The 14,457-nt window shown below is 71.5% G+C and carries 11 protein-coding genes; 6 read left to right on the top strand and 5 right to left on the bottom strand.

Annotated features, from left to right (window positions below; translation table 11 throughout):
- The first annotated feature begins 18 nt into the window (after positions 1-18).
- Positions 19-1,974: a zinc ribbon domain-containing protein gene (locus FXF52_RS22660; protein ID WP_222870607.1), complete on the top strand. Its 1,956-nt coding sequence runs from the start codon at positions 19-21 to the stop codon at positions 1,972-1,974.
- Positions 1,975-1,988: 14 nt separating this feature from the next.
- Here the strand turns inward: FXF52_RS22660 and FXF52_RS22655 are convergent, their stop codons facing one another.
- On the bottom strand, positions 1,989-2,540 hold the full coding sequence (locus FXF52_RS22655; protein ID WP_148799778.1) for a sigma-70 family RNA polymerase sigma factor: 552 nt from the start codon (positions 2,538-2,540) through the stop codon (positions 1,989-1,991).
- A gap of 364 nt (positions 2,541-2,904) precedes the next feature.
- On the opposite strand from FXF52_RS22655, the gene FXF52_RS22650 reads away from it, so the two are divergent.
- Together FXF52_RS22650 and FXF52_RS22645 are read left to right on the top strand one after the other, a co-directional pair.
- Positions 2,905-3,114 carry a zf-HC2 domain-containing protein gene (locus FXF52_RS22650; protein WP_148799776.1) on the top strand — a complete coding sequence of 70 codons (210 nt, stop codon included), beginning with the start codon at positions 2,905-2,907 and terminating at the stop codon, positions 3,112-3,114.
- A gap of 322 nt (positions 3,115-3,436) precedes the next feature.
- Positions 3,437-5,644, top strand: coding sequence for a LuxR family transcriptional regulator (locus FXF52_RS22645; RefSeq protein WP_148799774.1), 2,208 nt, complete (start codon positions 3,437-3,439; stop codon positions 5,642-5,644).
- Between the two features lie 5 nt (positions 5,645-5,649).
- Here the strand turns inward: FXF52_RS22645 and FXF52_RS22640 are convergent, their stop codons facing one another.
- Positions 5,650-6,489, bottom strand: a complete 840-nt coding sequence (locus tag FXF52_RS22640; protein ID WP_148799772.1) for an SAM-dependent methyltransferase — start codon at positions 6,487-6,489, stop codon at positions 5,650-5,652.
- Between the two features lie 120 nt (positions 6,490-6,609).
- Positions 6,610-8,802, bottom strand: a complete 2,193-nt coding sequence (locus tag FXF52_RS22635) for an Hsp70 family protein (RefSeq protein WP_148799770.1) — start codon at positions 8,800-8,802, stop codon at positions 6,610-6,612.
- A gap of 156 nt (positions 8,803-8,958) precedes the next feature.
- Here FXF52_RS22635 and FXF52_RS22630 point away from each other — a divergent pair, with 156 nt between their 5' ends.
- Together FXF52_RS22630 and FXF52_RS22625 are read left to right on the top strand one after the other, a co-directional pair.
- Positions 8,959-9,624: a response regulator transcription factor gene (locus FXF52_RS22630; RefSeq protein ID WP_187413635.1), complete on the top strand. Its 666-nt coding sequence runs from the start codon at positions 8,959-8,961 to the stop codon at positions 9,622-9,624.
- Between the two features lie 4 nt (positions 9,625-9,628).
- On the top strand, positions 9,629-11,971 hold the full coding sequence (locus FXF52_RS22625) for a hypothetical protein (RefSeq protein WP_148799766.1): 2,343 nt from the start codon (positions 9,629-9,631) through the stop codon (positions 11,969-11,971).
- A gap of 47 nt (positions 11,972-12,018) precedes the next feature.
- Here the strand turns inward: FXF52_RS22625 and FXF52_RS22620 are convergent, their stop codons facing one another.
- Both FXF52_RS22620 and FXF52_RS22615 read right to left on the bottom strand, forming a co-directional pair.
- Complete coding sequence (locus FXF52_RS22620) at positions 12,019-13,044, bottom strand: sensor histidine kinase (RefSeq protein WP_187413634.1); 1,026 nt, start codon at positions 13,042-13,044, stop codon at positions 12,019-12,021.
- A gap of 155 nt (positions 13,045-13,199) precedes the next feature.
- Positions 13,200-13,748: a sigma-70 family RNA polymerase sigma factor gene (locus FXF52_RS22615; protein ID WP_222870606.1), complete on the bottom strand. Its 549-nt coding sequence runs from the start codon at positions 13,746-13,748 to the stop codon at positions 13,200-13,202.
- 306 nt (positions 13,749-14,054) lie between these two features.
- Here FXF52_RS22615 and FXF52_RS22610 point away from each other — a divergent pair.
- On the top strand, positions 14,055-14,457 hold a 403-nt coding region (locus tag FXF52_RS22610), incomplete at its 3' end, for a glycosyltransferase family 2 protein (protein WP_148799762.1).

The following is a 14,457-nucleotide window of genomic DNA, read 5'->3' as shown; positions in this document are numbered from 1 at the left end:
TGTCGCGGCGTTGAGCCGGTGAGCGGGAAGCTGCCGCTGGCCGAGGGTGAGGCCTCCCGTACCGCTTGCGCCCGCGCTTTGCTGCGATCAGGGGTGGACGAGGAGAGCGGTGAGGTCCTGTCGCAGGCGGTGCTGGCGCAGCGTGTCGGCTGGTGTGCCGATCTGGTGGCGGGGATGGTCTCTGGGTTGTTGGCGGAGCGTTGGAACGCGGGCGATGTGGAGGTGCTTGCCTCCGGTGTGGACGCCGGCGGCCGGAAGCTTCCGTCGAACGCGTGGATGGCGTTGCGGCGTTTGGGCTGGATCGTCACCACACCGGAGGGTGTGAAGGTCAATGACCGGGTCGTGCGGATGGCGCAGGAGCAGGCCGGGCGGGCGCTGCGCTCGGCGTCGTGGCGTGCTGAATTGACCGCCGGGGTGCTGGCGACGTGGCCGGCCGATCCGCGTCAACGCACCGCGCACGAGTGGGAGCAGATACGCCAGGCGGTTCCGGGCGGGGAGCATCTACCATCTCGCGTCATCAAGTCCCGCACCCAGCAGGCCGCGAAGTTCCTTGCCGTCAATGGGCGGCTGCCGGTGGACGTGTTCGAACTCGAAGGCGTCCCAAGGGTGGCGCGGATGCTGCTGTTGGCCGCGTGTGACCGGCAGCAGGCCACCATCGAACGCAGCGACACCGACCCCAGGAGGGTGTTGCTGCGGTTGCAGTTGCCCACCCGCCCGGATCCGCGATCGTATCGGGATTGGACGTGGGTGGCCTGTCCGATCATCCTGCCGCCCACGGTCCCCGCAGGCGCGGTGGTACACCTGCCCACCCTCCGCCTCACCGGCAGACAGGTACGCGCCGATCTCGCGTACACGCACGCCGTGCCGAAGGCCCAGCGCACCGGCCACACGGTCGCGGTCGGCGTGGACTGGGGCCTCAACACCCTCCTCTGCGCGGGAGCCCTGCGACAGCACGAGGGCGGGCGGATCACCGAGTTGGGGGCCGGTGGCCAGTTCCGAGCCGCCGGCATCCTCGCCAAACAGCACCGCCTCCGGCGGCTGTCCGAGCGGCTGCACGCCAAAGCCGACCACTACCAACGCCTCACCGGCCGTGACGAGCAGCATCACCTCGCCGGCAAACAGGCAGTCCTACGCGACGAGATCCGCCACCTCTCCGACCGCCGAACAAACCTGAACACCGCCCTCGCGTGGGCCGCCGCCCGCTGGGCCGTCGACCAGGCCATCGCCTCCCGCGCGACCGTCATCTACGTCGAAGACCTGCGATCGTTGGAAGCACGGGGCATGGGCGCCACCCTCAACACCCGCCTGTCCCAGCAGGTGCGCGGGCAGATCGTCGACCGGATGCGGCACCTCGCCGCCGAGCACGGTATCGCCGTCGTCACCGTCCCCGCCCGGAACACCTCCAAGCACTGCCCGCAATGCCTGACCCCGCTACGGCATCGCAAGGCCCCCGACAAGCCCACGGTGGCGGGCTGGAAATGGGTCATCTGCCCCCACCAGTCCTGCCGCTGGCAAGGCGACCGCGACCAGGGCGCCTGGCGGCGCATCGCCGCCCGCGGCCTCACCCACCAGGCCAAGACCGTCACCGACAAGACCACCGGACACATGGTCATCCGCGCCGTGGTCGACAAACTCGAAGCCTCCGCGGTCATCACCACGACCAGTCGGGGGGACCGGTCGAAGACCGGCCCCACCCGGCACAAGCCACCACGCCCCGCGCCCAGGCGACGCAGGGCACCCTCCCCCACCCGGCCCCACAACCGAGCGGGTAAGCGTCCGGAGGGACACGCACCAACGGACCGGAGGCTGCCCCGCGCAGCCCACCGACACCAGGGCGTGAACACGATCAGCACACCCACCACCGGCCACAGCCACGAGGAGCCGCCTTGGGCGCGGGATTCCACTTCCACGCCCACGCGTCCCCACCACGGTGGGAAACGATCCCGGAAACTCAATCCGACTCAGGATCACTAAGCTGATCAGGGACGCTATGCGGGCCGACGCTTCGCGGCGGTGCCCATGGCAGCGCGCAAGTAGCGGAGCGCGTGGTAGGTGCGCGACTTGACCGTCCCCTCCGGAATGCCGAGCACCGCGGCTGCCTCGACGGCCGACCGCTCGCGATAGTAGATTTCGATGATCACGTTTCGGTGCTCTGGAGTCAGCCGAGCCATCGCCTTCTTGATGGTCTGAACGGCGAGCATTCGCTCGATGGCGTCATCGCCGGATGGCAGCACCGTCATGTCGACCAGCCCGACTTCCTCCGGTCGGGCCTGCTTGGCCCGACCGGCGTCGATGGCCACTCGTCGGGCGACGGTGAGCAACCAGGGGCGGAGCGTTGCGATGTCCGCGTTCAAGACCTCGATTTTGCGCCAAGCCCGCATCATCGTTTCCTGCAGCAGGTCCTCGGCCGCTTGGCGCTGGCCGAAGGTGAGCCGCAGGAGGAACGAATAGACCGGTTTGGCATGGGCGTCATACAGGGCTTGCATCCGCTCCTCGGCGGTTAGGTCCCTGACGGCGACGGTTCCGGTCGCAAGTGCCATGGCTGCCCTCCTCCATACCTGGTCCGCTCTCAAGGCAAGGTTCGGTCGTCTGGCACTGAGAGACATCGGGTAGCTCACGGATGTTTGGGGCCGTGCCCGTACCGCACCGGGTTGCCGGTGCGGTGTCCACTGGCCTGCCGGTGATACACCGCGCGATCTCGCGGGCGAGCGCGCCCATCGTTGTGCTCGTCGGAAAGGCCCGGGGCTCGCTGGTCCATGGACATCCGGCAGGCGCCGAGGGCCCGCCGATGGTGGATCAGTCAGCGGACGACCGGCAAACCACTTTGGGCTGAACCGTCCGCGCCTACGGCGCGTAATCAGAGCGAGGTAAGTCAGCACGCGTCAACGGTCAGGAGGAGGTCGAATGAGCCAGCCCGAGCGCTCGGATGATCCGTTCAAGCTGGCGCTCGGCGTCTTCGCGTTGGATGCTCTGTCCGATGACGAGGTTCGGGTGATGGAGGCTCATATCGCGCGATGCCGGCGATGCCGCGCGGAGTACGACGGGTTCCGGGACGTGGTTGCTGGCTTGGCCCTGCTCTCCGAGGACGACATGCGCCAGCCCGGTGGCGAGTAGACGGCGCCGTGCTGGGTGACGCGCTGCTCCGGCTCATTTCCAATGAGTCTCCGGTCCAGCGATGCCGCTTCCAGTGCGCGTAGCGGGTAGAAGGTCCGGGACTTGATGGGCTCCTCGGGAGCGCCCAAGATTTCGGCGGCCTCTGGCCCGGACCCATTCCGAAAGTAGACCTCGATCAGCACGTCGCGGAACCGGTCCAGCGTGCTCAGCCCCACGGCATGCCGGCCGGTGCCACGCCGGCCGGAGGTGGCCGCAACGCGGCGGGACCTCGTGGAGTGGGGGGGCGACGGTGCTGCCGCTGGGAGCTTTGTCGGCACCGCAGGTGATCGAGGTGGTGGGCGAGTTGGTGGGCGCGGTGCCGAGCGGGGCGTTGGGTGAGCTGACGGGGCAGGCGGGAGGTACTCCGCTTTATGCCCGCGAGGCGGTCGATGCGTTGGTCCGGGAGTCGCGGATCACCGTGGTGGCGGGGGTGGCGGAGTTGACGGGTGCGGGGGAGTGGCCGGGGTCGTTGCCGGAGGCGATCGGGCGACGATTGGGGTTCTTGGCGGAGCGGACCCGGTCGGTGCTGGGGCTGGCGGCGGTGTTGGGCCCCGCGTTCACGGTCGATGACCTGGGAGTGGTCTCCGGGCAGCCGGCGACCGAGTTGATGGTCGTGGTGGATGAGGCGGTGGCGGGCGGGGTGTTGGCGGCGTCGGGGGATCGGCTGGTGTTCCGGCACGGGCTGATCCGGCAGGCGCTGTACGAGGCGATGCCGGTGAGTCTGCGGGCGGCGTTGCATCGGCAGGTTGCTCGGGCGCTGGCCGGCGCGGGGGCGCCGGTGGAGCGGGTGGCCGAGCAGTTGCTCGTCGGACCGGTGACGGCCGACGAGTGGATGATCGATTGGGTGGCCCGGGAAGCCGCGGCGTTGACCTTCCGGGCGCCGCGGGTGGCCGTCGACCTGTTGACCCGGGTCCGCGGCGCACTTGACGACGATCCGCGCCGGGAACGGCTGGATGCCGATCTGACGGTTGCGCTGTCGCAGCTTGGCGACAACGAGCAGGTCGAGCAGTTGGCCCGTCCGGTGCTGGCCTTCAGCCGCGATCCCGTGGTGGCCGCTCGGATGGCCTGGACCCTTGGATACGCGCTGATGCGCATGGGGCGGTACGAGCAGGCCGTTGAGGTCGCCGAGCACACGCTGGAGCGACCGGGACTTCCGGCGGTCTGGACCGCCCGCCTGTACGCCCTACGCGCCCTTGCGCTCATCGGCGTTGGGCGTTTCGACGAGGCTCGGGCGGTCGCCGCCCGAGCCGAGGCCGAGGGGCACCAGGCCGGTGACCGGCTGGCGGTCGGATACGCCCTGCACACCCTGGCCCTCATCGCGCACAACCAGCGGCGGGACGTGGCGGCGCAGGTGGCGCTCATCGATCGTGCGTTGGCGGTGTTGGGGGACGAGCCGCCGGTCGCCGACCTGCGGCTGCTGTTGATGATCAACTGCGCGGGTGGCCTGGACAACCTGGGACGGCCCGCCGAGGCCGACGACGCCTTCGGCCAGGCCATGGTGTTCGCCGAACGTGCCGGCACTCCGCCCCGGCTGGGGCATCTGCGGGCGAAGATCGCAGACTACAGCTTCTACCGAGGGCGGTGGGACGAGGCGCTGGCGGAGCTACAGGCTGCCGCCGACCTGCCGACCGATATGACGTATCGGCTGGCCGGCCGCGGGGTGCGGGAGTTGATCGCGGTTCACCGCGACGACCTGCCGGCGGCCGAGCGGGAGTTTTCCGGCGTCGAGGAGCTGACAAACCCCGGGAACGGCTTGCGTCTGTACGGCGACCTCCTGCTGGTTGCCTGGGCGTTCGCGGCCGAGCGCGAGGGCCGGTCCGCCGAGGCGCTAGCTCGCCTGTTGGCCGTGTTCGATCCCGAGGGCGAGCGCGAGTTCCCGCACCTGACCCCGGACACGCCGATGTGGCTGGCCGACGGTGGTCCGCCTCGCGCTGGCCTGCGGCGACCGCACCGCCACCGCCGCGGCCCGGGCAAACGCCGCCGCCCAGGGCAGGCGTCTCCCGCCACCACCGCCGCGGCCGGGTACTGCGCGGGCCTGCTGGCGGCCGACCCCGCGCGGATCCTCGCCGCCGCCGACACCTTCCACCGCATCGGCTACCCCTGTTCGGCGCGCAGGCACTGGAGAACGCCGCCGTGCTGTACGCCGAACGCGGCGACCAGCTTGCCGCCCGGGCCGCGTACGCGCGGGCGGTCGAGGGCTGCACGTCGCTCGACGCGGTTTGGGACATCATGCGCGCCGACGCCCGCCTACGACCGCATCCGCCGCGGCCGCCGCGGACCGCGCCGCCGGCCCACCACCGGCCGGGAATCCCTCAGCGCCACGGAACGGAAGATCGCCGACCTCGTCACCGCAGGACAGTCCAACCCGGACATCGCTGCCCAACTGTTCCTGTCCCGCCGTACCGTGGAAGCCCACGTCTCCCACATCCTCGCGAAGCTCGGGGCCCATTCGCGGGTCGACATCGCTCGTGAGCTGGCGAATTCGCAGTAGGACCTTTAGAGCGACAACGGTCGAGGTTGATCCACAGTCGGCTTTCGGCCGACGCCGCCGAGGATCCAGACCTCCTCCGGCGCGATGTCGGTTTCGATGTCGGGCCGCCATTCCGGAACGAACACCAGGCCGGGGTCGATGAGGGGTGCGCCGTCGAAGAAGCGTTCGATTTGATCACGCGTGCGGTGGGTGGCCGGATATTTGGTGTTCTTGTAGACTTCTGCGGCGCCACCAGCGTTGTCCGGCCTGGGGTCGGCGGTGGCGTGATTGATGACAAGGTAGCTACCCGGCGCCATCGCGTCGCGGAGGCGGGCGACGATCCCGTACGGGTCAGCTTCGTCGTCGATGAAGTGAAGGACGGCCACCAACAGGATGGCCATTGGCTGGTCGAAGTCGATCTGCGCCCGGGTCTCGGGGTGGTTGAGGATGGCATCCGGGTCGCGCAGGTCCGCCGTGATCACGCTCGTGGTCTTGCCTTCGGTGGGTGCCAAGGCGCGCGAGCGGGCCAGCACCTGCGGATCGTTGTCGACGTAGACCACGCGCGCGTCCGGCGCCTCAGCCTGAGCGATCTCGTGGACGCTGCCTTGGGTGGGCAGGCCACTGCCGATATCGAGGAATTGGCGGATGCCCGCGTCGCGGGCCAGGAATCGCACCGTACGTTGGATGAACCCACGATTCTCCCGGGCCATGAGAATCACCTCGGGAGCCGCTGCGATCACCTTGTTCGCGGCTCGACGATCGGCTGCGAAATTGTTCCTGCCGCCCAGGTAGTAGTCGTACATGCCCGCTGCAGTGGGGACGGAGGGGTCGATGCCGTCCGACTGGGCTGAGCTTTGCGTGGTCATCTGTTTCTGAGTCCTTCCCCAAGAGCGTCCACACGGTTCGTCCAGATCCGATGTGACCTGACAGCTCCGCGAAGCAGCCCGGCCCGGTAAGGGGCGTTCAGTAACCTTGTGACGGAATCATCATCCAATAGCGGTTAGGAGCGTGATGTAGCCGGTGGAGTACACGGTTGTCGCCGCGTTCGGTCCGAGCGTGACGCGTCCCGCCGGCACCTTTTTGGCGAACACGACGAAGTAGCGCTGGTCCTTGTCGTTGGTTGGGATGATCATGTCAGTGCGTTTGAAGCCCTGCTGGTTCAGCCACGCCGGCCACCAGTTGTACAGCTCCGGTGCTCCGCGTCTGTCGAAGGCGACGTACACGGTGGCGTCGCGTGCGACATCGAAGACCAGGTAGTCGGCCGGGGAGGTCAGTCGCTTGTCGTCGCTGGCGCCGGGGATCAGCACTGCTCCGGTGAGCGGGTCGGGAAGGCTGGTGAAGACGGGCGACCGGTCGACGAGATGCTCGGCACCTACTACCGCGGGGCGGACCGTAGCCAGCTTCGACGGTTTGTGTACCTGGACGTCCTCCAGTTTGAGCATTGGCCGTTTGCTCGGGGTGTTGGTCTTGGGCGTTGCGCTGGGCTTCTGTGGCTGGTTGCTCGGGGTCTTGGTCGCGGCCGTTGCGCTGGGCTTCTGCGGCTGGTTGCTCGGGGTCTTGGTCGCGGCCGTTGCGCTGGGCACCTGCGGCTGGTTGCTCGGGGCGTTGGTCGCGGTATTTGCGCTGGGCACCTGCGGCTGGTCGCTCGGGGCGTTCCCGAACGCGAACGCTACGCCCAGCACGCTGAAGGACACGATCAGCGCGACGATGAAGCGTGCGTCGGTGAGCCGTGACCGCCACCGCCGTGTCGGGGTCGGCTCGGCCGCCGGGCGGGTGTCTCCGGCAGGGCCGCTGGCTGGGCGTTCCGGCTTGGCTGGCGGCTGCGCCCGGTGCTTCGCGCCGCGCCCCGGCTTGGGTGCCGCCGTGCCCACGGCTGCGGCTGCGTCTGCGGCTGCGGCGGCGGGCGCGCCGCTGTCACGTTCGGCCGCCGTGGGCGCAGCGCCGGCCCGGGCCGCGGTGGTGGCCGGTGCGCCGCTGTCATGTCCGGCCGCCGCGGGTGGAGTGCCGGTCAGGACCGCGGCCCTGGCCGGCGCGGCGGGCTTGCGCCGCCGGGGCGCCGGGATGCCGTGTGCCGTGTGGGTGTCGGTGCTGAGCATCGCGGCGCCCAGTGCGACCGCGTGTTTCGGATGGGTGTTGATCAGGATCGGCCGCCGCAGTGTGTCCCGCAGCAACTGGGTAACCAGGGGGATCTGGGACGATCCGCCGACCAGAAGCACGGCGGTGAGGTCCTGCAGGGTGATGCCGGCGGCGGTCAGGGTCCGCCGGAACGTCTCCATGGTGGTCTCCACGGACGGCGTGATCATCTGCTCGAACGCTTTCCGAGTCACGGTCACGTGCCGGACCGAGCCGGGTAGCGGCACCGTGATATCCGCCTGCTCGCGGCTGGACAGCGCCTCCTTCGCGAGCATGCAGTCGCGTTGCAGGGTGGCCAGGATCGAGGCGGTACCGGGATCGGTCGGGTCCAGCGCGGTGATCGCACCGTCCAGCTGGCGGTCGACGTGGTCCATGATCGCCTGGTCGAAGTCGGCGCCGCCGAGCCATTCGATGCCCTCGGGGGTTCCGATGATCTCCAGCCCGTCTCGGCCGTTGCGGACCACCGCGCTGTCGAATGTGCCTCCGCCCAGGTCGTAGACCGCCAGCAGACCGTCCGGGGGCAGTGGCTGGGTGGAGCAGTAGTACGTGGCCGCGGCAACCGGCTCCGTGATGGTGATGACGGTCGGGCCGTCCGACTCGGCCACCGACCCCGGCTCGGCCTGCGGGCGGGGCAGGCCGGCCAGGTGCGGGATGCCAGCGAACTGCTCGCGCCGGTACGGGCCCCACACCGCCGGGTGGGTCAGCACGATCCGGTCGGGCGGGCCGCCCTGCGCCTGGCTGACGGTGTCCACCACGGAACGGAGCAGGGCGGCCATCAGGGCGGTGGGGGAGTATGGCGCCCCGTCCAGGATCACCGGGGTGGGATCACCGAGGCGGCGCTTGAACTCCCGCGCCGCCCGGCTGGGGTCCTGCAGACCGAGGCGGTCGGCCGCCTCACCGGTCAGCAGTGCGCCCTTCTCGTCAAGGTAGGCGACCGACGGCGTGACGACCGCCTGCCCAGCCAGTGGCGCCATGTCCAGGGCCCAGGCGGAGGCGGTCGCCGCGGCGGTAAAGCTTGTGCCCAGGTCGACGCCCAACCCGTACATACTCAGATTCCCCTCGCCGAGTCCACAGTCGCTACGATGCTTGATGCCATAGTTGTAATACGTTGCCGACCTCGAAGCAGATCACATCGCGCCGTCACGATACGTCGCCGATTTCGGGGGTCACAATTCGTCGGTGTTGACGTCGGGAGGCGAGCTGTGGACGTTGCGGTGGCCGACGACGGCGCGCTGTTCCGGGAGGGGCTGCAGCTGCTGCTGTCCGCCGCGGGGCACGAGGTGGTCGGCTGCGTGGAGGACGGCGACCGACTGCTGGAGTTACTGGCCCGTACCCCGGTCGACGTGGCCATCATGGACATTCGGATGCCGCCAGGCGTGGACGGCGGACTGCAGACCGCCCAGCGCGTACGGGCGAGGTACCCCGACGTCGGGCTGCTGCTGCTGTCCCAGCACGCCGAGGCGCACTACCTGTTCCGGCTGCTGGAGATCGGCACCGAGCGGATCGGGTACCGGCTCAAGGACCAGGTGGCCGGGGTGGCCGTGCTCGCCGACACACTGGTGCGCATCGCCGCCGGTGAGATCGTGATCGAGCCGGCGCTGGCCGCCAACCTGGTGGACCGGCCGAGTCCCCCGGTACGTGGCCTGCTGGCCGATCTCACGGAGCAGGAACGCGCCGTGCTGCGACTCATGGCGGAGGGGCGCTCGAATTCCGGGATCGCGACCGGGTTGTTCCTGTCGGTCAAGACGGTCGAGAAGCGTATCGCGAGCATCTTTACCAAGCTGGACCTACCGGCTGAGCCGGCCGCGAACCACCGGCGCGTCCTGGCGGTGCTCGCTTACCTGCGCTCGAGCCAGACAGCGGGCTAGGGCCGTGCCCCGGACCACAGGCCGCGAGGTAGTCGGGCCGTTCACCGCCCTGGTTCGGCTGGCGTCCTCGGATGCGCTGCCCGCGCCGGCCGGACCACAGGATCCGCTGGGCGGATACCGGCCGATCCTGCGTACGTTGCTGCGCGAGCTCGCCCGGACCCACGCGGTGCGCTACGCGGCGCTGTGGCTGCCGGCAGGGACGGCACCCGGCACCAGCACCCCACCGTGGACACCCGCGATCACGTGGCGGTCCCGGCGCTGGGCGCAGGGCGCGCTGCCGAACCCGGTAGCCGACCCGGACCTGCTGCTGGACGCGGCCGGTGTGGTCGCGACCGCGGACGTGACCGACGGCGGGGCCCGGTACGGGGTGCTGGTGCTGGCACACCCGGAGAATCCCCGGTACCCGCTGGCCGTGGCGGCACCGCTGGGCGAGACAGCAGTCTGCGTCGGCCTGCTGCTGCGCCAGGCTCACCACCATGCGGCGTGCACCACCGTGCGGGCCCGGGTCGACCGGGCGGTACAGCGGGTCAGCGCGACCCAGCTGGAGCTGCTCACCGTGCAGGCGGTGGAGCGCGACCGGCTCGCCACCGCGGTCACCGCGACGCCCGGTCGGCAGCTGCGGGCGATCCTGGACCGCGCCGCGGACCTGGAGCGGGCGCTGCGGACCGGCTCACCGCAGGCCACGGCGATCGCCGGCGGCATCCGGGCCGGGCTGGGCGAGATGATCGAGCAGTTCCGGTCCGTTGTCCGCGGAGTGTACCCGCAGGTGCTGCGCAGTACCGGCGTGCGCGCGGCGCTGGAGGAGGTCACCGCGGCGCTGCCGGTACCGGTGGTCTTCGGCGGCGAACTGGGCCGGCGCCAGGGCTGGGAGGTCGAGTCCGGGCTGTACCAGGCCGGTGCGTCCGCGGCGGCCGCGCTCGGCGCCAGCGGCGGCGAGCAGCCGGTGCACCTGGAACTGGGCCGGTCCGCCGGCGTGCTGACGATCCGCGCGCAGCGGGCCGGCGCCGAGCCGAACCGGGTCGCCGCGGCGCTGCGGGACGACTCCCGGCGGCTGGCCGCGCTGGGCGGCCGGCTGCGGGTGGAACGGGCCGGCCGGGGCACGGCGACCGTGGTGGACATCCTGCTGCCGGAGCGGCTCGGCGGCGACTGGCCGGAGCCCGCGCGTCCCGCCGCGCCGGAGCCGGCCGGGCCGCAGCCGCGCGGGGCCAACGCCGCCGCACCCGAGCTGCCGGTCGGTGCCTCCGCGCGCCGCCTGTTGACCCTGCTCGTGACCGGCCGGGAGGCGCCCGCGGACAGCCCACCGTTGCGGGTCGCGGTCGATCGGCAGGACGCTCAGGCCCGGGTGGTGGTGGTCGGGGCCTCCGCACCTGAGTTGCTATCGGTGCTGTACGGGCCGGCCAGTACCGCCCGATGGGAGCCGCCGGTCGGGGTGGTCCCGCCGACCGGTTACCAGTATCAGCCGTACCCGCGGGTCACGCTGGACCCGGCTCGCGGGGCACCGCCGTGGCGGCCGGTCCGGCTGCCCGGCCGGTCCGGCGCCGCCTGGCTGGGCGCAGCGGCCGGGGTGGACCGGATCCTGGTCGAGGGCCCCGTGGACGCGCTGCGCGGGCTGCGGCTGCTGCACCATCGCGACCGGGTCGACGCCGACCTCGCGGCCCGGCTGCGCCGCTGGTCGGGTACTGCCGACGGGCCCCCCGATGCGGTCGTGCTGGTGCTGTCCAGGCCAGCCAGCGCGGCGGAGTCGGAGTTCCTGACCGCCCTGCGGTCGCCGGGCGGGGACGGGTTCTCCCCGGTGGCGATCTGCGCGCTGGAGGAGGGTACCGCCGCGACGGCGGGATCACCGCAGCGCCTGGGGTCGATGTGCGACGCGATCGTGGACTGGCGTGCGGCCCCGGGCGGCGGTATCGCGGTCGAGGTGGCGCTGCGCACCTGGGTACGCGCCCGGGCGGGGGTAGTGGCCGCCCGGTGGGCGTTGCGCGCGCTGGTGGCCTGCCTGGCCGCGGGGCAGCTGGACGACCGGTTCGGCCGGGCGGTGGAGGCGGCCGTCGCGGGCGCGCACGAGGTGGCCGAGCTGGACCTGTTGCAGGCGTTGCAGGGCCGGCGGATCCGGCTGCCGCGCGGGCACGACGAGGCGCTGCGCCTGCTCGGCGCGTACGGTCCGGACTCGCGGTCCCGGCTCGGCCTGGCCGGCGACGCCGGCGCGGGGCAGTTGACCCAGGCCGCGAGCCGGGCGCTGGTGTTCTGGCGGAACCAGTCCATGGCGCCGGACTCGGGACCGGCCGGGCGCAGTGCGTGCGCGCTGCTGGTACGGGCGTGCGAGCGGCTGCTCACCGACGGCGTCGAGTGACCGGCGCGAGGCACGGGCGGGCGGCCCGGCGGTACCGGCGGGAAGGCTCAGACCGCCACGAACCCGCTGACCCGGGTACCGGTGGCCGGGCTAGACCGTACCGTCAGCGTGCCGTCGACCGAGGCCAGGCGGGCGGCGAGCTGGCGCAGCGGCATCCGCCCGTCGGTGTCGAAGCCTGGCCCGGTGTCGGCCACCTCGAAGGTCAGCCCCCCAGGGGAGGTACGTAGCGTCAGCGTGACCGCGGCGCCCGGGGCGTGTTTGTGCGCGTTGCTGACCGCCTCCAGGCAGGCCAGGTAGACGGTGGTCTCCACCTCGGGCGGGTACCGATGGCCGGCCAGTTGCGGGTCGATGTCCAGGGTGACCGTGTCGAGCGTGCCCAGCCGGGCCGCCAACGCGGTCACCAGACCGTGGTCGGCCAACGGTGCCAGCAGGCCGGTCGCGGTGGTGTGCAGCACCTCCTCGGTGCTGGCCAGCAGCTCCCGCAGCCGGTCGAGGTGCCGGCCCGCCTCGGCGGCGTTGCCGGCGGCCAGTTGGTGCTCCACCATGGCCAGCGACATCTGCAACGCGACCATGTGGTGCTGGGCGCCGTCGTGCAGGTCGCGCTCCAGTTGGTGCCGCTGGTGCTCCATCTCGCCCGCGGCCCGCAGCCGGGCGTCGGCCAGCAGCAGGTCGCTCTGGCCGATCAGCCGCTCGGCGCTGCCGGTGATCAGCTGGGCCTGGATGTCGCTGACCAGCAGGCGGGTCACCGCGTGTAGCTCGGGCCACCGGCGCAGCCGCTCGGCCGCCGCCGGCGGCTCGATCACGAGGTCGGCCAGGACCTGCTCGCCGTCGCGCAGCCGGATCGGCGCCGCCCCGGTCACGGGCACCGCCGCGCTGGCGCCGGTGGCGGTCCACCGGTACTCCTGCACGGTGTGTTCGGCAGCCGGGTCCGCGTCGTGGCCCGCCGGCGGGGGCAGCCACAGCGCGATGATGACGGTGGCGGCCTCCAGGCATCCACCCAGCGCCCGGGCCAGGGCTTCGGCCTGCGCTCCCGGCAGCGGCCGACCCGGCAGGCCGTGCACCGCGTCGACCACCTGTGCCACCTTGCCCGACGGGCCCGGCCCCGGGGATGATCCGTCGGTTCGTTGGGTCGAGCGGCGCATGGCTTCACTGTAAGCGGCTCCGGTCGGGCCGGGCTGACCCGGCCCGTGGGCCGCGACGGCCTTCCGCCACGGTCAGGTCCAGCGGCTCACGCGGCGCAGAGCAGGTGGTTGGCCGTCGCCTTGCGAGCGGCCCGCAGCGCGTAGTGCACCCGGCTCTTCACCGTGCCGACCGGTACCCCGAGCGTTGCGCTGATCTCGGCCGCGGTCCGGCCGTTCAGGTACGTCTCCACCAGCGCGGCCCGGTGCTCCGGCCACAGCCCGCGCAGCACCTGCTCGACCAGCAGGGAGTCCACCACGCCGGCCATCGGGTCCGCCGTGGCCACCTCGGTGGCATTGTCGATGTCCACCTCGGTCGGCCGGGCCTTCTTCATCCGGTACCCGTCCATCACCAGGTTGTGCACCACCCGGCGCAGCCAGCCCAGCACCGACCCACGGTCGGCGGTGAGCTGGTCCAGGTGCGTCCACGCCCGCAGGAACGCCTCCTGCACCACGTCCTCGGCGCGCCCAGTGTCGCCGTCGGCCAACCGCTGCGCGTACCTCAGCAGCGGCTGCTGGTAGGTGTCCATCAGTTCGCGCAGGCGGGAATCGCCTTCCAGCGCGCTGCTGTGTCGCTTGCTGTGCACCCGTTCGGCCATGCCATGACAGTGCCGCCGCGGGCCGGTCGCTCGACATGGTGCGGCCCCTGCTCCTGCGGGTGCCGTCCCTCGGCTTGGAGAGGGTTATCCCTACGCCCTGCGCCGTACCCGCGGCCCGCGCCGCGCCGCCGCTGGTTCGCGTGTCGACCGGTGAACCCGACGATGCCGCGATGCCGTGCCCCATGTGGACGACCTCGCACACGGCCAAGCGCCGACGGTCGTCCGGCACCGCTGCGACGGCCGGTACCGCGGGCCGGGCGGCGGCCCGAGTGATGGCGCCGTGGCGCCCCGACCGAAGAGGTGGGCATGCAGGAGACGGGCTTTCCGGCGGTGGGCATCGGGATCACGACGCACAACCGGGGTGCCGTGTTCCGTACCGCGTTGGAGGCGATCCGCAAGTACGCGCCCAGCGGCGCCGCGATAGTCGTGGTCGACGACGCCAGCGACGAGCCGGTGGAGGAGGCGACATTCCGCTTCGACAGCAACGTCGGTATCGCCCGGGCCAAGAACAAGTGCCTGGAACTGCTGGTCGAGCGGGGCTGTACCCACCTGTTCCTGTTCGACGACGACTGCTGGCCGATCGTGGACGGTTGGGAGCGGCCATATATCGACAGCCCCGAGCCGCATCTGATGTACATGTTCACCGACACCCCGCGTGGCCGGCTCACCGACTCGATGGAGATCTACCGGGACGCGCAGCTTCGGGCGT

The sequence above is a fragment of the Micromonospora sp. MP36 genome (genome assembly GCF_008119785.1).
Taxonomy (GTDB): Bacteria; Actinomycetota; Actinomycetes; order Mycobacteriales; family Micromonosporaceae; genus Micromonospora.
This window is presented reverse-complemented; position numbering and strand designations above follow the sequence as displayed.

Bases quoted from the DNA above. Each gene is read 5' to 3' on its own strand.
- FXF52_RS22650 (WP_148799776.1), top strand. From the start codon at position 2,905: ATGAGCCAGCCCGAGCGCTCGGATGATCCGTTCAAGCTGGCGCTCGGC.
- FXF52_RS22640 (WP_148799772.1), bottom strand. From the start codon at position 6,489: ATGACCACGCAAAGCTCAGCCCAGTCGGACGGCATCGACCCCTCCGTC.
- FXF52_RS22655 (WP_148799778.1), bottom strand. From the start codon at position 2,540: ATGGCACTTGCGACCGGAACCGTCGCCGTCAGGGACCTAACCGCCGAG.
- FXF52_RS22615 (WP_222870606.1), bottom strand. From the start codon at position 13,748: ATGGCCGAACGGGTGCACAGCAAGCGACACAGCAGCGCGCTGGAAGGC.
- FXF52_RS22635 (WP_148799770.1), bottom strand. From the start codon at position 8,802: ATGTACGGGTTGGGCGTCGACCTGGGCACAAGCTTTACCGCCGCGGCG.